Annotated in this window: 16 protein-coding genes and 1 tRNA gene; 6 read left to right on the top strand and 11 right to left on the bottom strand. The window is 54.2% G+C overall.

Annotated features, from left to right (window positions below):
- Nucleotides 1–37 precede the first annotated feature (37 nt).
- Together PZBJ_RS09055 and opgB are read left to right on the top strand one after the other, a co-directional pair.
- Nucleotides 38–427 carry a tautomerase family protein gene (locus tag PZBJ_RS09055; RefSeq protein ID WP_101762200.1) on the top strand — a complete coding sequence of 130 codons (390 nt, stop codon included), beginning with the start codon at nucleotides 38–40 and terminating at the stop codon, nucleotides 425–427.
- Between the two features lie 213 nt (nucleotides 428–640).
- Nucleotides 641–2,932: a phosphatidylglycerol--membrane-oligosaccharide glycerophosphotransferase gene (opgB, locus tag PZBJ_RS09060; protein ID WP_101762201.1), complete on the top strand. Its 2,292-nt coding sequence runs from the start codon at nucleotides 641–643 to the stop codon at nucleotides 2,930–2,932.
- On the opposite strand, the gene PZBJ_RS09065 is transcribed toward opgB, so the two are convergent.
- Nucleotides 2,929–3,642 carry a GNAT family N-acetyltransferase gene (locus PZBJ_RS09065; RefSeq protein WP_101762202.1) on the bottom strand — a complete coding sequence of 238 codons (714 nt, stop codon included), beginning with the start codon at nucleotides 3,640–3,642 and terminating at the stop codon, nucleotides 2,929–2,931. The genes opgB and PZBJ_RS09065 overlap by 4 nt on opposite strands.
- 107 nt (nucleotides 3,643–3,749) lie before the next feature.
- Between PZBJ_RS09065 and pdxR the strand changes: the two genes are divergently transcribed.
- Complete coding sequence (pdxR, locus tag PZBJ_RS09070; RefSeq protein ID WP_101762203.1) at nucleotides 3,750–5,198, top strand: MocR-like pyridoxine biosynthesis transcription factor PdxR; 1,449 nt, start codon at nucleotides 3,750–3,752, stop codon at nucleotides 5,196–5,198.
- On the opposite strand, the gene PZBJ_RS09075 is transcribed toward pdxR, so the two are convergent.
- From PZBJ_RS09075 to PZBJ_RS09090, 4 genes are all read right to left on the bottom strand, one after another.
- On the bottom strand, nucleotides 5,195–5,707 hold the full coding sequence (locus PZBJ_RS09075) for an RcnB family protein (RefSeq protein ID WP_101762204.1): 513 nt from the start codon (nucleotides 5,705–5,707) through the stop codon (nucleotides 5,195–5,197). The genes pdxR and PZBJ_RS09075 overlap by 4 nt on opposite strands.
- Before the next feature lie 156 nt (nucleotides 5,708–5,863).
- The gene (locus PZBJ_RS09080; RefSeq protein WP_240632903.1) at nucleotides 5,864–7,009 is read right to left on the bottom strand and encodes a serine hydrolase domain-containing protein; all 1,146 of its coding nucleotides are present in this window, start codon (nucleotides 7,007–7,009) and stop codon (nucleotides 5,864–5,866) included.
- A gap of 183 nt (nucleotides 7,010–7,192) precedes the next feature.
- Entirely contained in the window at nucleotides 7,193–7,975 is a 783-nt protein-coding gene (locus PZBJ_RS09085) for a MetQ/NlpA family ABC transporter substrate-binding protein (protein WP_101762205.1), read from the bottom strand.
- 17 nt (nucleotides 7,976–7,992) lie between these two features.
- On the bottom strand, nucleotides 7,993–9,009 hold the full coding sequence (locus tag PZBJ_RS09090; RefSeq protein WP_101762206.1) for an isopenicillin N synthase family dioxygenase: 1,017 nt from the start codon (nucleotides 9,007–9,009) through the stop codon (nucleotides 7,993–7,995).
- A gap of 215 nt (nucleotides 9,010–9,224) precedes the next feature.
- Here PZBJ_RS09090 and PZBJ_RS09095 point away from each other — a divergent pair, with 215 nt between their 5' ends.
- On the top strand, nucleotides 9,225–9,902 hold the full coding sequence (locus PZBJ_RS09095) for a YecA/YgfB family protein (RefSeq protein ID WP_101762207.1): 678 nt from the start codon (nucleotides 9,225–9,227) through the stop codon (nucleotides 9,900–9,902).
- Nucleotides 9,903–9,985: 83 nt separating this feature from the next.
- On the opposite strand, the gene PZBJ_RS09100 is transcribed toward PZBJ_RS09095, so the two are convergent.
- The gene (locus tag PZBJ_RS09100; RefSeq protein WP_101762208.1) at nucleotides 9,986–11,035 is read right to left on the bottom strand and encodes a DUF1176 domain-containing protein; all 1,050 of its coding nucleotides are present in this window, start codon (nucleotides 11,033–11,035) and stop codon (nucleotides 9,986–9,988) included.
- Between the two features lie 83 nt (nucleotides 11,036–11,118).
- Complete coding sequence (locus tag PZBJ_RS09105) at nucleotides 11,119–12,012, bottom strand: LysR family transcriptional regulator (protein ID WP_101762209.1); 894 nt, start codon at nucleotides 12,010–12,012, stop codon at nucleotides 11,119–11,121.
- Nucleotides 12,013–12,100: 88 nt separating this feature from the next.
- Here PZBJ_RS09105 and PZBJ_RS09110 point away from each other — a divergent pair, with 88 nt between their 5' ends.
- Nucleotides 12,101–12,880 (top strand): NAD(P)H-dependent oxidoreductase, encoded by a 780-nt coding sequence (locus PZBJ_RS09110; protein WP_101762210.1) that lies wholly within the window; start codon nucleotides 12,101–12,103, stop codon nucleotides 12,878–12,880.
- A 30-nt stretch (nucleotides 12,881–12,910) separates the two neighbouring features.
- Here PZBJ_RS09110 and PZBJ_RS09115 read toward each other — a convergent pair whose 3' ends face one another.
- From PZBJ_RS09115 to PZBJ_RS09130, 4 genes are all read right to left on the bottom strand, one after another.
- The gene (locus PZBJ_RS09115; protein ID WP_008107769.1) at nucleotides 12,911–13,240 is read right to left on the bottom strand and encodes a DUF1493 family protein; all 330 of its coding nucleotides are present in this window, start codon (nucleotides 13,238–13,240) and stop codon (nucleotides 12,911–12,913) included.
- Between the two features lie 127 nt (nucleotides 13,241–13,367).
- Nucleotides 13,368–13,754: a DUF1090 domain-containing protein gene (locus PZBJ_RS09120; protein WP_101762211.1), complete on the bottom strand. Its 387-nt coding sequence runs from the start codon at nucleotides 13,752–13,754 to the stop codon at nucleotides 13,368–13,370.
- 184 nt (nucleotides 13,755–13,938) lie between these two features.
- Nucleotides 13,939–17,457 carry an AAA domain-containing protein gene (locus tag PZBJ_RS09125; RefSeq protein WP_101762212.1) on the bottom strand — a complete coding sequence of 1,173 codons (3,519 nt, stop codon included), beginning with the start codon at nucleotides 17,455–17,457 and terminating at the stop codon, nucleotides 13,939–13,941.
- Between the two features lie 191 nt (nucleotides 17,458–17,648).
- Nucleotides 17,649–17,733, bottom strand: a tRNA-Leu gene (locus PZBJ_RS09130).
- A gap of 273 nt (nucleotides 17,734–18,006) precedes the next feature.
- Here PZBJ_RS09130 and PZBJ_RS09135 point away from each other — a divergent pair.
- A complete protein-coding gene (locus PZBJ_RS09135) occupies nucleotides 18,007–18,516 on the top strand; it encodes a YjjA family protein (protein WP_101762213.1) in 510 nt (169 codons plus the stop codon).
- Nucleotides 18,517–18,532 lie beyond the last annotated feature (16 nt).

The following is an 18,532-nucleotide window of genomic DNA, read 5'->3' on the forward strand; positions in this document are numbered from 1 at the left end:
CTACTCTTTTCATGTGAGCAAAAACGAGGTTTTATTTATGCCGTTACTGACATTCGACGTTATTCAGGGCCGTTCAGAATCAGAAATCCGCACATTGCTGGATGCCGCACACCGTGCGGTCTTAACCGCCTTCAAAGTCCCGGCGCGCGATCGTTATCAGATTGTTCACGAAAACAAAGGTTATCAGATGGTCTTTCAGGATACCGGCTTGGGCTTTGCGCGAACCGACAATCTGGTCATGGTGCGCGTATATACCAGCCCGAGAAGTGAAGAACAGAAGTGCCTGTTTATGGCAGAGTTAGCACGCGAGCTGCTGGAAAATTGTGGCGTACAGGGCACGGATTTGATGATTAGTTTTATCACCAACAGTAAAGGCGACTGGAGCTTTGCCGACGGCGAAGCGCAATACCTCACTGGAAAACTCTGATTCCCTTCTCTGCCCTCACTGGCAGCAGCCCGTCCGTTGCTGCCAGGCTAAACCACAGTCAGCCTGAACCCGCCTTAAACGAATCGGAATGCATCGCACAAATCTGGTTGGATGTGTTGCAGCCATGTGACACCCAATATAGATTGTCGCAAAATCCCCGCAGAGGGTCGTTGGCGCAAGGATTGCGTATTCATTCAAAATGAGGATCTGACGTTGTCCGAATTGGTTTCGGTTGTACTCTTTTTGGCTGCGATTGCAGTCTACTCCTTCAAAGCCGGGCGAAATAAATTCTGGTTTAGTCTGATCCTGCTGCTGCTCACGCTGTTTATCGTGCTTAACGTCACGCTGGTCGCCAGCAACTATTTTACCGGCGATGGCATTAACGACGCGGTGCTGTATACCCTGACCAACAGCCTGACCGGCGCGGGCGTGAGCAAATATGTGGTGCCCGCCATCGGACTGATCATCGCGCTGTTCTCGCTATTTTGCCTGCTTTCATGGTTACTGCGCCGCCGTAAGCGGCCGCATCACCTCGGCTGGAGTTTGCTGGCGATTGCCTGTGCTGCGGGTTCGGTACAAACCACGCCTGCGTTCCGCCAGGTGAAAGAGCTGATCGCCTCACATTCGCGCCTCGCCGATTCGGACTTCGAAACCTATTACAAAACGCCTAATAAGGTGATCGCCGAGCCAAAGCTCAACCTGGTCTACATTTATGGCGAAAGTCTTGAACGCACCTACTTCGATCAGCAGGCATTTCCCGGTCTGGCCCCGGAACTCAGCCGCGAAAAAGATAACAGCATCGATTTCAGCCAAACCGAACAATTGCCTGGCACTGATTACACCATCGCGGGGATGGTGGCTTCACAGTGCGGCATCCCGCTGTTTGCGCCTTTTGATGGCAACGCCTCGGCCTCGCTCTCCAGCTTCTATCCGCAGAATATTTGTCTGGGCGACATTCTGAAAAACTCTGGCTATGAGAACTGGTTTATTCAGGGCGCCGATTTACGCTTCGCCGGTAAAGACACTTTTCTGCTGTCGCATGGCTTTGATGCGGCCAATATGTATGGCTCGCAGGAGCTGAAAAGTCGCGTCGCCGATCCCGGCTATCGTAATAACTGGGGCTACTACGATGACACGGTGATGGACGAGGTGTTTGAGAAATATGAAGAGCTATCGCGCGCGCAAAAACGCTTCGCATTGTTCACCCTTACCGTCGACACCCATCACCCGGATGGTTTTATCTCGCGCAGCTGCCAGCGCAAAAGCTACAGCTATGATGGCAAACCAAACCAATCCTTTAGCGCTGTCGCCTGCTCGCAGGAGCATGTGGCGCGTCTGATTGAACGCATCAAAGCGTCGCCGTGGTTTAAAAACACCATCATCGTGGTGACCTCCGATCATCTGGCGATGAATAACACCGCGCATCAATACCTGATCAAGCAGCCGCGCCGTGACCTGTTTATGGTGATTCGTGGCGATCAGCCACAGGCGGAAGTGCTCGACGCCAAACGCAGCACGCTGGATAACGGCGCCACGGTGCTGGATATTCTCGGCGGGGATAACGCGATTGGACTCGGTCGCAGCGGCCTCTCTTCCACCTCACTGTCAACCGAGTTTGAAGACATGGCGAAGCGCGTCACGGCGTGGAAAGCGGATATCATTCAACTGTGGAATTTCCCCAGTAAGATGGACAGCTTTACCGTCGATCAACAAAAAAACACCTTCACCTTCTCCGGCGCAACCTTCAAATTGCCGATTCTGTTCCGCGTCTCCGATAAGCATGTTGAACCGCTGCCCGAAGGCGAATACGCGGAGCCACTGCGTTATCAGCTGGCTAAATTTGCTGCCGACGACAAATTCGTTTGGGTCGATCGCTGCTTTAAAATGGCGCGCCTGTGGCAGCCAGATTTAGCCCTGTCGAACGATTTGTGTGTTTCTATGGGACAGATGGGCGCCAAACCGAGCGTTACCCGCATTGATAAACCGCAGTGGAAAGCGAAAGTCAGCTTCCCCAAAGCCGAAGTGAGTGCGGCAACCTTCCAGCTCAACGAGCAGCAGATTCGGATTGAAGACAACGCGATTCGCTACAACGCGGACCGCTTCCTGTTATCAGTGCCTGGCGCGCCAACCAGCGTCAAAAGTTTTAAAGGGATATCTCGCCCGGAAGAGTGGGGACGCTGGTCAAATGCCAATCTGGCCCCGGAAGTGAATATTGAGTACACCGATCCGCTGCCAGAACGCTTTGATGTGGTGATCACCGCGCGGGCGTTCGGTCCGAATGCGCACCGTCCGATTCCGGTGCGCGTTGGCGATGAAGAGCAGCAACTGAATTTAGGTGAGGATTTCTCCACCACCACGCTGCATTTCACCAATCCAACCGGCAGCCGCAATTTGATCATTGCGCCGCCGGAGCCGCAGGAGTCAAATGTCGGCAATATTATCGGCCAGGATCCCCGCAAACTGGGGATCGGCATGGTGGATATAAAAATAATTCCGCAAAACTAACGTAGGGTGCGCAGCGCCTCCAGCTTTTCGCGTTGCGTCCCCTCCGCCGTAAAGTTCTCTGCCGCCAGCCAGCGTTCGAAGCCCTGTTTCACCTGCGGCCAATCGCTATCAATAATCGAGAACCAGCAGGTATCCCGGCTGCGGCCTTTATAGACAATCGCCTGACGGAAAGTCCCTTCGAACTGAAACCCTAAACGCTGTGCCGCGTTTCGTGATGGCTGATTGCAGCTGTCGCACTTCCACTCATAGCGCCGGTAGCCCAGTTGCTCAAAGGCGTAGCGCATCAGCAGATAGTGCGCTTCAGTGGCCATGCGCGTTTGTTTGAGCAACGGCGAGAAGGCGACATGGCCGATCTCCACCGATCCGTTTGTCGCATCGATGCGCAATAACGCCAGGCTACCGACCGCGCGGTTGCTAACGGGATCGATCACCGCGAAATGCATCGGATCGCGCCCGTTTTCCAGCTGACGCGCATAGGCAATATAGGCCGCTTCATCGGCAAAAGGTTCGGCGAACATATAGGTCCAGTCACGGCCATCTTCAGCCAGCGCATAGGCAGCATAGAGTTCGCGGCCATGACGCTCAGCACTCAGCGGTTCAAGGCGGCAATAGTCACCGGTGAAGGTTTCATAGCTCGGCCAGGCGCGGGGTTGCCAATCTGGCAGCGGAAATCCTACCGGTTGTCCGTAATCATTCGTGTGTTGCGACATAGCTTAATTCCTTTATCAGTCAGGGCCAGAAACGCAGAGTGCCACTTTGCTGGTGTGTTAAAAAGCGCCACAATGGTTGAAATTGATGGATCCACGGAACCGCGTAAATGAGTGATATTGCACTGCATCGATTATTGTTGGCCCCGCTAGAGACCAACGGCGAGCTGACGCTGCAACAGCAGCTGTTCCAGCGTATCAAGCAGGCGATTCTGACCGGCAAACTCGCTGCCGGTACGCGTTTGCCCGCAACACGCCAGCTGGCGCTGGATCTCGCGGTTTCACGCAATACGGTGATCGCCGTCTGGGCGCAACTGCAGGCTGAAGGATTTTTGCTGAGCGATCGCCAGGGCAGTCGCATCAGCAATATGGCGCAGCTACCGCAGGAAACTCAGCCGGCCGCCAGCAGCGAAATTGCCTTGTCACCGCGCATCGCTCAGTTGCGATCCAGCCATCGCACATTGAGTCAGGAGATGGCGCTGCGGCCCGGCGTTCCTTCGTTGGCACATTTCCCGTTGGCTCAGTGGCGACGGGCGCTGAACCGCGTGATGCTGCATCAGCCCCAGCAACTGCTTGGCTATGGCGATCCGCTCGGCGAACGCACGCTACGCGCCGCGCTGGCGCAGCATCTGGCATTAGCGCGCGGCGTGCGCTGTACGCCCGAACAAATCGTAATTACCGAAGGCGCGCAGCAGGCATTAACGCTGTGCGTGGCGCTGCTCAGCAGCCCTGGCGACATCGGTTGGGTGGAGGAGCCGGGATATCGCGGTGCCAAAGCGGCGATGCGGCTGGGAGATATGCGTATTGAACCGATAGCGGTCGATGCACAAGGTCTGGCGCCGCAGCCGCAGGACTGGCAGCAGCGTCCGCCGCGCCTGATTTACACCACGCCAACGCACCAATATCCCACCGGCGCAATCATGAGCGCACCGCGTCGTCTGGCGCTGCTGGCGGCCGCGCGGCAACAGCAAACGTGGATTATCGAAGATGATTACGACAGCGATTTTCGTTACAGCGGCGAGCCAATCGCCGCCATGCAAGGCATGACGCAGCCAACGCCGGTGATCTACGTCGGCTCGTTCAGCAAAACGCTGTTTCCGGCGCTACGCCTCGGGTTTATGGTGTTGCCGCCGCAGTTGGTCGCGCCGCTGCGCCCTGCGCTGCATGAACTGCTGCGCGGCGGGAATCGTCCTGAGCAGCAGGCGCTGGCGCTGTTTTTACGCAGCGGTGATTTTAGCCGTCATCTGAGCAAAATGCGCCGTCTGTACCGCCAACGGCAGACGACGTTGCGACAGGCATTGCAGCAAACGTTTGGCGCACAGGTTCCGTTGCTGGGCGGCGAATGCGGCATGCATCTGGTGTTATCACTGGCAGCGGATCAAAACGATATGGCATTGGTGGATCGGCTGATCCAGAGTGGCTACGCGCCGGGCGCGCTGTCGGGATTTTATCTCGGTGAGCAGAAGCAACAAGGGCTGGTGCTGGGTTACGGTAACACCAGCACCAGCCAGATTACGGCGGGCGTCGCGCAGTTAGCGCGTCTACTGCGCAGGAATTAACCGCGGAAGAAGATTTCGCCTGATTTGCCCATCACGATCTTACCGGTGTCATCGGTGATCAGGATGTAGTTGGCATTGATGTACGCCCAGTGCGTGCCTGGCTGCGGCGCTGGCAGATGGCGTGGCTTCCACTCAACAATGGTGTACTGTTTTTTACGGTACTCATCTGGCACCACATCGCCCACTTTATACTCTTTGTAGTCGATGATGATGGTGTTCAGATCGTAGTTGTTTGGCGCAGCCGCATTGCCGCTTTGCGGTGGACGAATCGGCGCGACATCGCCGCTGGATTCAGCCGGTTCATTGCTGACAGGCGCATCGGCGGCCGGCGCCTGAGCGGGTGCATCAGCGGCGGGTGCCTGGGTTTGCGCGTCGGGTGCGGTTTGCTGCACCTGTGGCGGCATGGGTACGGCGTCTGTTTGCTCGCCTTCCGCCAGCGCGGCCGGAGCAAGGCTTAAAGCGCCCAGAAAAATTCCTGCAGAAAGAAGATTGACGTGTGTCCTGCGCATGGGTGATTTCCACTCTGGTTAATTATTAACTGTCCATTTAACTGACACGTTAAGCACGCAGAAGGTTCCCCCGGCGCGCTTAGCGCGTCAAATTTCGCTGCTCAGCATACCTCAGCTCAGGCGCTTTTTGGCGCAGTAAAATTGCAAGCAACCATGTTAGTTTTTGTCGTGCGCTTTATTTGCCAGATCCCTCAATAACGCGATGCCCAGATAGTTACTCCAGTTAAACGCGTTCTGCAGCACCACAATCGCATTGCCGTTCTGTTTATCAAAGCCAATAAAGCTGGAGTAACCGCCGATATAGCCAACCTGATAGGTAATCTGCTGATCGCCGTAGGTATCCGTAACCCAGGCGATATTTTGTGACTGATTGCCGTGCTGTTCGTAGCCGTGATTGACCTGCGCAAACGCCGCATTGAGCGAAGCGCCCGCGCCGTCATGCAGGTGCGCATCCAGATAGCGAATCAAATCGCGCGCGTTGCTGTAGAGGCTGGCGGCCGCCACCATATTGTTGTTAAACGCCCAGTCCGGCGTGATTTGCCCGCGAGGAATTAGCTTAGGCTGATCGCCGGCATGGCCGAGCGCACGCCAAGGATAGCCGCGCAGGCTCTGCGGCTTGAAGCTGCTGCTGGTCATGCCCAGCGGCTGGAACAGATTACGCTGCGCCAGCGTTTCGATGTCCTGATGGAAGCGATATTTAAGGATGTAGCCCAACAGCGCATAGCCGAGATTGGAATAGCGCGCGCCAGGATGCGCGGGCGCGTCAAAGTCGGCCAGATAATCCAGCACGGCGTCGCTGTCGAGGTTGCCATAAAAGTTCTCGCCGCTACGCAGATAGCCCATAAATTTCATGAACATCGGCAAATCCATATCCTGACGCGGCAAGCCCGAGGTGTGCGTCACCAGTTGCAGCAGCGTGATGCGTTTGGCATCGGCGCTGAGCGGCACGTTGGGCGGCAAAAGCGTCTCTAAGGTGTCGTTCCAGTGCAGTTCACCGCGATCCACCAGCTCAATAATCACCTCCGCGGTGATGCCTTTACTCAGCGAGCCGAGCGCAAATAAAGTGTCTGGCGTAATGGGATAACGGTGCAGCGCATCGGTGACACCAAAACTGTAAAATTCAGGCTGGCTGCGTTGATGGATAATGGCGATGCTGATGCCAGAAACCTGCTTTTGCTGCATGTAATGGCGCACGATGTCATCGACGTTTTCATTAAAAGTCGCGTGCGAAAGATAGACTTTATCGCTGACAGGCGCGGAGGTTTGCGACAAGGTGCCGCAGGCGCTGAGCAATACGCTCATGCCCAGCACAATGATGCATATTGTTAAACGATGGCACAGCACCCGTTTATTCCTGGCGAAGGTAATCATGGCAATGGATTGAGCGAATTTTTATGTTTTATAAAGGGTGCGACGGGTGTTGGTGGCGAAATATAGCACAGAAGAAAGTCAGCGCCACCTGCCAAAAACAGGTGGCGGCAGGGATTATTGATTAACGGGAATAACCGATCCTTTATAGTGCTGGTTAATAAATTCAGCAGTTTGCTTTGACTCCAGATCTTTCGCTAGTTCCAGAATACGCGGATCGTGCGCCAGTTTCGGCGTAGTGACTAGCACGTTGGCATATGGATTATCTTTCGCCTGTTCCAGCGCCAGCGCATCCTTCGACGGCACTAAACCGGCCTGCAACGCGTAGTTGCCATTGATGATCGCCAACTGCGCATCATCCAGCGCGCGCGGCAGCTGCGGCGCTTCCACTTCGATAATCTTCAGATGGTGCGGGTTGTCAGTAATGTCTGCGGAAGTCACCAGCGTGTTGGCGCTGCTGCTTTTCAGTTTGATCAAACCATTGGCCTGCAACAGATAAAGTGCGCGGCTCAGATTGGTGACATTATTCGGTACCGCCACCTGCGCGCCATCAGGCAGATCTTTCAGTGATTTCACTTTGTGCGAGTAGATGCCAAGTGGCTCAATATGCACGGTGGCGACCACAGAAAATTTCTCGCCCAGCGCTTTTTCCTGATCGCGCAGATAAGGCACATGCTGGAAGTAGTTGGCATCCACGTCACCGCGCGCCAGCAGTTCGTTGGCGTTGAGGTTGCCGTTGAGTTCAATCACTTTGAGATCGAGTTTCTTGTCGCTCTGTTTGATGTGGTTGAGGATTTCGCTGTGCGGTACGGCATCGGCCGCCACGCGCAGCGCGGCCGCCGAGGCGTAAGTGCTGAACACCGAAACCATCGCCAACGCGGCTATCACCTTTTTATTCATCTGCTTCCCTTAGTTTCTTATGATTTAACGCTAATGAGAGTGTCAGCGTAATAACGCTGCGCCACGTCGCGATGCGATCGCAAACGTCCTTTGAGATAGTTCCAGCCCACTTCACGCAGCAGCGGATTGCTGGGATCGCTGGTCGGTCCGCGCGCTTCTGCCGCCAGCTGCGGCGGTAATTGATACAGCGGCACTTCGGCGTCGAGCTGCGCGCCGAGGAAGAAAGCGATGGAGATGCGCTGCTGTTTTGCCGGCGGCGACACTACACGATGCACGGTGGCGCGCAGATAACCGTTGGTGGCGATCTCCAGCAGTTCGCCGATGTTCACCACAAAAGCACCCGGTTTCGGCAGCGCATCAATCCACTGATCTGGCGCGACTTCAACCTGCAATCCGGGTTGATCGTCCTGCAACAGAAAGGTCAGAAAGCCGGAATCCTTATGCGCGCCGACACCTTGCTGGCTGGCAGCGGCATCCTGACCCGGATAGCGAATCAGCTTCACATGTTCGTTGGGGTGCGTGCCGTACAGCGCATCGAAAGCGTCCGGCGGCAGCGACAGGGATTTGGCGAAGGCGCGCAGTAAACGCAGCGCCACGTCAGTCATCGCCTGCTGCCACGCGTGGATCACCGGACGCAGCTGCGGTAGCGCCTGCGGCCACAAATTGGGTCCTTGCAGCTGCTTCCACGCCGGATCGTCTGGTTGCAACGTCAGGGCGGCCCGTTCTGCACCGATATCAAACTGCTCACGCTGATCGCGCTGCTCACGGGTGTATTCCACGCCCGCGCGGTTGTAGCCACGAAAATGCGGTGAATGGATCATCGAAACGCGCTGCTTCTCTTCATCCGGCAAGGCAAAGAACGCGCGCGTGATGCTTTGCACGTTCTTTAACAGCTGCGGATTGATGCCATGATTCACCAGATAGAAGAAGCCGACGTCACGCGCGGTTTCGCGCAGCTCGGCGAGGTATTGCGCCTGTTCCGCATCCGGCAGTTCCAGCAGGGCTAAATCCAGTACCGGCAATGTGCTGGCCATACTTTTGCATCCTTCATGCAGAAAAATTCTGCCTTTACGCTGCCATCTGCTGACAAATGCAGCCAATACTGTTGCGCGATAAGTTATGGCGAATCATTTTTAGGAGAGGTTCAGCAATCGATATGCAAAAAGCGATAAATCGCGCCCGCTTCCCGCTATAATCGCCGCCAATTAACTTTGGGCATGGCCCATCAATGAACCGCAGGAGACGCCGTATGAACCAGGGTCCGTTAACCGAAAAAGAGCTCAACTGGCTTGAAGATATGCTGGAGAAATACGGCAATGAACACTCGGTGGTGGATACCGCTGAGCTGGACGGCATGCTGACGGCGTTGCTCTCAGGCCCGAACGACATCGAACCGAGTGAATGGCTGGTGGCGATGTGGGGCGGCAAAAAGCACATTCCAAAGTGGTCGAATGAGCGTGAGATGGATCGCTTCATGACGCTGACCTTCCAGCATCTGAACGACATCGCCGAGCGCCTGGCCGAATTCCCGGAGCAGTTCGATCCGCTGTTTGGCACCCAAGAGATGGAAGGCCAGGAATTCACCGTGGTAGAAGATTGGTGCTATGGCTATTTGCGCGGCGTGGCGCTGGATGCGGATTGGTCGCTGCTGCCAGAATCACTGCAGCCGATGATGGATACGATTGCCTTGCACGGCAGCGAAGATCATCTGGCGAAGCGCGAAGCCTTCACCCCGGAAGAGTTTGAAGCCAGCATCGAGGCGATTCGCCCCGCGGCGCTGGAGCTGCATGAATACTGGCAGGAACAGCGCATGGCGCAGCCCGATCCTGAACCTCAACTGCCACACTTTGCCGGCGAAAAAACCGGCCGTAACGATCCTTGCCCGTGCGGCAGCGGTAAAAAATATAAGCAGTGCTGCGGTAAATAATATTTGCACCTTCCGTAGCGGTGCAATTTATTGCGCGTCCCTGGCCTTTTAATCGCGCCGCTACCGATATGTGCGTTTTTTTTTCAGGGAGCCGGTTTCACCTCGGTCACCCAGGTTGGCAACTGCCATGCGCCGCCCGCACGAATCGCGCGGCACATGCCGGTGGTGGCATCGCTGCTCTGCTCAAACGCTTTGCCATCCCACACCCACGCCGCTGTACTCCAGCAATCGCCGATGCCACGCCCTTTCTGCGCTTCTGAGATCACACCTTCACTGTAATCAGAGCCGGAATCCGTCACCAGCTGCGGCGTGCCCTGCAATGCTTTATCGATCAGCCAATAGCCATAACCTTCGTTATACGCTCCGCGCCAGCACAGCGCGGCGATCAGCACATGCGCATCATCAACCGGCGTTAAGGTCAGCGGCTCCGCGCCCTCTTCCGGCTGATCGTCGGACGGAGCCAGATTGTCGCAGCTGTCGTCGTCGGTGAGTGAGGCAATCAGCTTTGGCTTCAACAGCGCCAGCTCATCGGCCGTCAACGGACGCGCATCGGCCTTAGCCACTTTTACCTGCTGAATCACCGGCATCGCCATCGCTGCCGGTACGCTGCTTTCCGGCTTGTTGCCTTTGCGCACCAACGCGCCCGGCGTACTGAGACGACCTTGCGCATCATCCATCTTCAGCAGCACCGCAAATGCGCCATTGCTGGAGAGATCGAAAGGCTCTTCACCACCGCGAAACTCCACTTTGCCGCTGCCTTTAATGCCGTTGATCAGCGCCTGGGTTTGTTCATCCGTCAGCGTCCATTCGTCGTTATCGGCTTTCGCCACGTCGCCCAGCGCACGATCATCAATCCACAACGCTAAGTTGTTCGCCACTTTAGAATCGTCATCGCCGGTATCGGCCAGCACCACGCGACCATGCGTCACCGCATTCGCTCCGCCCGCGCGTACCAGCAACACCGAGCCGCCCGCGCCCTCTTCGGCGCTGTAACCGGCGGCACGACAGGTCAGCGTGTTATCGCAGGCCAGTTCCCAGTCTTTGTGGCTAAAGGAGACGCCGTCTTGATCTGCCAACAGCGGCGCACTCAGGCTGGCAAGTAGCGACATCGCCAGCAGCAATCGGGTAATCATGCCATCTCTCCATAATGGTAAAGGTGGCTAGTGTGATGATTTTTGTGACGCGGGAGAAGTGAATTTTTTGCGGCGATGCTGATTTAAAGCGCCGCCACAATCTGCTGCCGCAGCCACTGCTGGGCCGGATCGCGGTGCAGACGTTCATGCCACAACAGCAAAATATCAAAGCCTGGCACCTCCAGCGGCAGATCGACAACCGCGAGGTGCGAATCGTGACGCACCAACCGCTCGGGCAGTACCGCCACTAAATCACTGCTCGCCAGCGTTTCCTGCATAAACAAGAAGTGCGGCACCGACAGCACCACGCGGCGTGAACGCCCGAGCTTCGCCAGCGCATTATCGGTGGCGGCGCTAAAGCCACCGCCATCGGGCGATACCATGACAAATTCCAGCTGACAGAATTGATCCAGCGTCGGTGGACGTTGCAATTGCGGGTGATCGCGCCGTCCCGCCAGCACATAGCGCTCGCTGAACAGTTTGCGTTGATGCAGCGTCGGCGGCGCGTTATCGCCCGTATGAAACACCACATCCAGCTCACCTTTTTCCAACTGCTGTGCTACCAGCGGCGGATTCAGCGCCAATATCGCCATACGACTTTGCGGCGCAGCTGCGCGGATCAGGTTGAGCGCGGGCAGCACCAACGCCGACGAGGTGTAATCGGTGGCGGCGATGCGCCAGGTGATATCGGCATTGGCCGGATTAAAGGTATCGGGCGGCGCTACCGCACGCTCAACCGCTTCCAGCGCCAGACGCAGCGGCTCACGCAAAGCTTCTGCGCGCGCCGTTGGCAGCATGCCACGCGGCCCCGGTAACAATAGCGGATCGTCAAAATGCCTACGCAATCGCGCCAACTGAGCGCTGACGGAAGGCTGCGAGAGATGCAAACGCTGCGCCGCGCGCGTGACGTTGAGTTCGCTTAACAGCACGTTGAGCGTCTGCAGCAGATTCAAATCCAGCGAGTCGATATTCACTATGGCTATACCTGAGATATCAGCAATTGATTTCCACTATAGCCAGCGCCGACTTAATCTGCAGTGGTTTTCATCTCACAGGATTAAGCCCATGAATGTACTGATTGTGTATGCCCATCCGGAACCGCGTTCGCTGAGCGGTTCACTTAAAGACTTTGCCGTGCAGCATCTGCAGCATGCCGGACATCAGGTGCAGGTCTCTGATCTCTATGCGATGCAGTGGAAAGCGCCGCTCGACGCTGCCGACACGCGCGCCCCATTTATGGGCGATCACTTCGATGCGACGCTGGATTCTCGCTTCGCCTACGATCATCAGCTACAGGCCGCCGATATCGCCGCGGAGCAGGAAAAATTGCGCTGGGCCGATACGGTGATTTTCCAATTTCCGCTGTGGTGGTTTTCGATGCCCGCCATCATGAAAGGCTGGTTTGACCGCGTTTACGCCAACGGTTTTGCTTACGGCGTGGGCGAGCACAACGAACAGCATTGGGGCGATCGTTACGGCGAAGGCAATCTTAGCGGCAAACGTGCAATGCTGGTGGTGACGACCGGCGGATGGGAATCGCATTACAGCCCGCGCGGCATTAACGGCCCGATCAACGATCTGCTGTTTCCGATTCAGCACGGCATGCTGTTTTATCCCGGCTTTAGCGTGCTGCCGCCGCTGGTTTTCTATCGGGTACAAAAGTCAGCAGCAGAACGATTTGCTGGCTGGTGCGATGCGCTGGCTACAAGGCTAGATACGTTGGCGGAAACCGCGCCCATTGCCTACCGTCAGCAGAACAGCGGCGACTATGAGATTCCTGCGCTGACCTTAAAGGCGGAGTTTGTCCCGGAAGAGAGTGGCTTTGGCGTGCATGTGAAGCGGTGAAAGGTGGCAGACTCGGCGCTGAGCCTGCTGTTACTCGTACAGCCAGCGCCCCGCTTTTGCTGATTCAATCAACATTCCCAGCGTGAAATCGGGTACCACCGGCACTTCACGCTTATTGAATGGATTGAGAATCTGCGCCAGCGAGGGCTCATCGGGATAGTAGGTTTCAATGACGAATCCGCCGCGATCAACGCTGAACTCGCCGAAGAACTCATCCATCAGCGCAGCGGCTTCTTCACGCTCGAAGTTAAGATCGCTATCGATATCAATTTGCGGCGTCAGCGTTTTTTGCTTAAACAGGTAAACGCCGTCGTAACGTCGCACCAGCTCGTAGATACGCTGCTCAATTTCAACTGTCATCGCTTCTGCACCTCCACTGATTTCACCGGAGCGCCATTCTGCCATGCAATCCCAACAGTTGGATGAAAAAAATCTCCGCGGGAGAATTTTGAGACAAAGAGCCAGTTTTCCAGGCGGGATGCCTGGTTTATTGCGTTAATGCATCCCGAGCTTCTTTCAACTCATCTCGCGCGTCAGCCAGTTTACGCTGCTGCTTCTCAATTTTATCGCTGCGGCCTTTGGCCTGCGCTTCCCTTAGATCTTGTTCGCGCTCCTGCACTTTCAATTGCTTCTCGGCCACTTTCTGCTGGCGCGCTTTGAGCAAGCCGCTGTCGGTGCAGTTTGCATTGGTTTCGCGTAACGCCTTTTCCAGACCGGCGATGCGCGCAGCATTGCCATGCTCACGCGCCATCGCCAGCTCTTGCTGGATATCCTGCTTTTTAGCGGCGCAGCCGGTGGCTGGGTTGGCAGCCTGAACAGACGTCACGGTCAAAGCAGAGAAAAGAATCGAAAGGGAAATTAGGGTGTTTTTCATGGTGAACTCTTGGTTTACATTGATGGGTGCTATTATAAGAAGAGTTCTTAAGAGGATCTTAAAGGTGCAAGCAACTTACTAAGCCGTTTCCATTAAGCTGCCGTTTGACGGTGAAAAAAGGCTTGGCGCTATTAATTTGATACACATAACGCCAAACTCACCTCGGACATGATGTGGCTCCGCCTCACAATTGGCGTTGAATCAAACTCGTGTGAATCGTTTTAATTTCACCTTTTAAGTTATCTCCGCGATACACCATCGACGTATCGTACCGTTGATACTTATCTTCTCGTGTGGCGCTAAACCAATTAAACGAACCAACACACAGTAAACGCTCGTCCCCAATTACGATTTTACTGTGAACGCGATTGACCAGCTTAGTAGTAACACCAAACTCATTCAGTTTTTCCAGTGCGCTGTGAAGCCGCCGCTGTTTTTCTTGACGCTTTTCATAATCACTATGTTCGGTATTGTAATGCTTGTCCGTCACCACAGTAATATCAACACCGCGAGCACGTGCCTGAATCATTGAGTTTAAAAAGCCAGTTTGCTCAAGCATTTGCCAGGTCAACCAAGGAGAGACAATGGTAATGCTCTTCTCGATTGTACCCAATGTCTGATTCAGAAATGCATCATGCTGATCTACCCCATGTAGCGTAGAAACGGGCATCTGGGCTGCGTTCAAGTCTTTACGTACCTGAAATTCAAACGCTAATGCGTTGCTGTCTTGTGCAAACAAGTATTTTGCCAATAATCCTCTTGGCGAAGAGGCAGGTTGGATCTCAAATAAATCCATGTCCCCAAAGACCAGGAAACTATCTTTAGCGCGGGAGACCGCAACGTTCAACATGCTGCTGTCGCTGTCGATAAATCCACCATCCTCATGTTTGGAATAAACTGGGGAGAAGATCACGATTGCTCTTTCTGCACCTTGCAGGGAGTGAACAGTGCCGACGGTCAGTGAATCATCATCTCCACCACAGTTAATACCCAGCTTACTCAATGAGGCTCTAATAGCGTTCACCTGCGCCGAAAATGGCGTTACGATTCCCACCGTTTGATGCAGTGGTTTGTCATAATGATGCTCTATTTCTTCTTTATGGGTCGCCAGCCAAGCCGCTATTGTCTCGGCTTCACAAGTGTTGTATCGGCTGCCACCGTTTGCCCGTTTACCCAACCCATTAATATGCAGATAACCCATCGCTGGAAAAAGTGTCTCTTTTTCACCGCCCCGTTTTGGCTGTAACTTGCCGTGGTAGCAGAGCGCGTTACAGTAACCGATGATGTTATCGAAACAGCGGCGATGCTCATACAGATACATGCCGCGGGCCAGATCCGGGTCATACTGGTAGCGCGAGCTAAATTGGGCGATTTTCATCACGCTGCCCGATGCCGAGCTTTTCCCTGAATCACATATAAGCGCATAAGACTCCGCTAGCGCTTCCTGAGTACCGACAGGGAGGAGGTTCTCCTCAACCATATTGCCGATATCAATGCCCGGCAAACTGTTCCAGATGGGTGCGATCTGTTCCGTATCGCCAATTACTAACGCTTTTTTTGCTAATGCGAAGGAGGCTGCGGCTACCTCCGGCAATACCTGCCCCGCTTCATCAACAATTAATAAATCGGCAAAATTATAAAAATATCCGGATTCAAATTTCTTAGCGCCGCCAACATGTTCGCTGATGACCATATGACGAGGCAGCATGTAACAGGTCATCACCACACAAGGGGTGAGCTTCATTCTTCGATGCCAGCGAGCCAGGGTAGCTTTCGCCCCCTTACGACCTTTTTCCTTTCGAAGATCGCCAATGGCGGCCATGTCCATCAGCCATCGCCCCTCCCAGTAGTGAGATGCAGTAAGAAATGCCGGGAATCGGATAGCCGTATCGGCGAGCGCATCAGCCACAGCAAGGGTTATCTCATCTTTGCCCGCATGTCCCAGGGAAACCGAGAAACCATGCCAAACTCGCAGAGCTTCGCTTTCACGTCTGGAAACGTCCTGAGCAAAATCAATCTGCTGCTGGTACTTGGCCTGCTCTTTTTGGGCGCGAGCAATAAGCCCGTCGATATAAGCATCAACATCTTCCGGCGCTGAGCCCTTAAACTCGGCCATTCTTGTACCAAACGTAGTGTCGAGTAAGAGGTTAATCTGATAGTGGCGCTTTGTACGAACCGCGGGAATCCAGGAGAAGATCGCATAGAGCATCGACTCACTGGCACGATACTGTTGCCACTGCTTTTTACCCTGAGTTAACAACGCAATGTCTTTTGTGCTATCGAGCAGTAGCTTACTTTTATCGTGAATATAAAGGTCGAGGTCTTCGCTAAGGTGGATGCGCTCCTCGCGAATGCGGATCAAATTCCCCCAAGCCTGCTCAATATGTTTAAGCTGAGCTAACTGCGTGGTTAATCGCTCATGTAGTAGATTCACAACTTGTTCTGGAGAACGGCATTCCGCAGATGGGAAGGCTACTTTTGCCCTCTCCAGATAAAGTACCAGCGCATCTTCAACGTATTCGGTAGATTCCACACGGTTGAAAAAGTCTTCAGTCTGGTACTGTTTAGCGGCCTCAGCTTCACGCATTTGAGAAGGGAAATAAGCACCATAACTTTTTAGTTCCGGTAGCCAGCGCCCGGCCATAGCCCCTGTTCCAGTGGAAAAGTCTTTACCGAAGGCCTCAATGATATTGGTAACGGCTTGGTTGTTGGTTGAGGTGGCAATCACTACCGGTGGTTCAGATTTGTTAAATGCCGCTTTAACCCATTCAGTAGCAATGATAGAGAGAACAAGTGTAGTTTTTCCAGTTCCCGGCGGACCATTGACGGCAAGGATATCGCCCGACTGCTGCGTGAGATAATGGTTAAGAGCGTCGCGCTGCGCCACAGCAAGCGGGAATTCATCTCCTGAATGGCCTAATCGCTCGCTGAATTTCGCATTAGATGCAAGCAACGGTTCCAGGATCGGCCTGGCAGCCGAAGCAAAGCGTGTTAATAGCGGAACCTCTTTCTTGCACACCCGAAGATGATCATACAGAGGGAGGATATGGCGGCTGGCACCGCCGGGCTGGTTGGCTTTTATAACGTAACCATATTCGGCGAGTTCATATTGCTCGTGGGTGGCGACCCATTGTCCGATTACGTATTCCAGCAAATTGCTTATTTCAGTCTGAAATTTTTGCCACTGCAGCTGATGCTTCTCATACCGCTGGGCTCGCTGCTCGTCATTTTCCTCTTCGTATTGCTGTTCGTAATCCACTTCAAAGGTGGTCGAGTTATGCGTGGTTTTATATCTATCATATTGCGCCATCTCGCCAATTGAGAAGGTGCCTTTTGGGAGAGGCTCTAATAGATCACGGGGGATAGTGGCCGATGAAGTAGGGAACAAAAAACCTTCGCGATTAAGTAGCGCAGATGATACCAGCGGTGTGACTATTCCAGGAGCGCCTGCCGTTCGCTCTTTGCCGTGCTGTAGCAAACGTAACCAGGCTTTAGGTCGTAGCACTACCTCAACGGTTTTTACCGTGTCACCTTCACCCTCAAAAAACGCATTAACAGTCTCTTCATCCAGCCGTCCCGTGCTGATGTCCACCCAACGAGTAAATTTATCCGCATCCTTACGCTCAAATGCCCCTTTCCCTGATTCGGCATCGGCTAAAGAATTACGCCAGTATGATGTGAATCCCAGAGTATTCCTGTCCATTATCCATCCCTTGACATAATAAAATTATTGATTTAATTGATATTAACGCAACCCATGGTTGAACATTGTCCACGATGAGAACGCGATCGCAATAATTTGTTTATGTTGCTAAGGGAGTGAGATTAGGTAAAAAGCCAGATTTCAGACACAAAAAAAGCCGCTCGTAAGCGACTTAATTTTGCATCAATCGATGGTGCCGAAGGCCGGACTCGAACCGGCACGTATCTCTACGGTTGATTTTGAATCAACTGCGTCTACCGATTTCGCCACTTCGGCACTGAAGAGGATGCGGAAAACGTTGGCGATTATACCGTTACGAACAGCGTGCGCAACCGGAATCGTTAGGGATGTGCGCTAAGCGTTGAAAAAAACAGCACTTCGCGGATAACTGCTTGTTATACCATCGATCCCGCCAACCGACGTTCAAAAATTAAAACCCAGAACGGTCCCAATTTTCCCCAATCAGCCCGATTAACTGGAACTTTCCGAATTCAAACCTCTCTTAACCAAAACTGACGCAGTCAGAACATAAAAGACAACGAGGTTGAGATGAAAGTACAACGCATGATTTGGGGATGGGGCATCGCGGCAGCCATGGTTGCGGGGAGCGCATCGGCAGCAAGCTGGCAGGATCAGCTGAGCAGCGCGGCATCGCAGCTGTCACAGCAAAACAACAGCACCAGCAACACCAGCACCACGCAGAATGGCGGCATGTCGCTCTCATCGCTTACCGGCCTGCTCAACGGCGGCGATAAAGCGGTGAGTTCCAACAGCATGACCAACGCCGCAGGCGTGATGTCCTACTGCGTGCAGCACAACGTGGTGGATAACAACGTGAAGTCGGTAAAAGATCAGGTGCTGAGCAAACTCGGCCTGAACAGCACCACCGCGCAAGAGCAGAAAACCGATTACCAGCAGGGTTTGCAAGGCTTGCTTAACACCGGCAACGGTCAGCAACTGAATTTGCAAAGTCTGAGCAACTCGCCGATGGGTGAGAAGCTGAAAACCAAAGCCTGCGATGTGGTTCTGAAGCAAGGCAAAAAATATATCGGCATGTAAGGACGCGCCGATATCA

This window comes from Pantoea endophytica, from assembly GCF_002858935.1.
Taxonomy (GTDB): domain Bacteria; phylum Pseudomonadota; class Gammaproteobacteria; order Enterobacterales; family Enterobacteriaceae; genus Pantoea; species Pantoea leporis.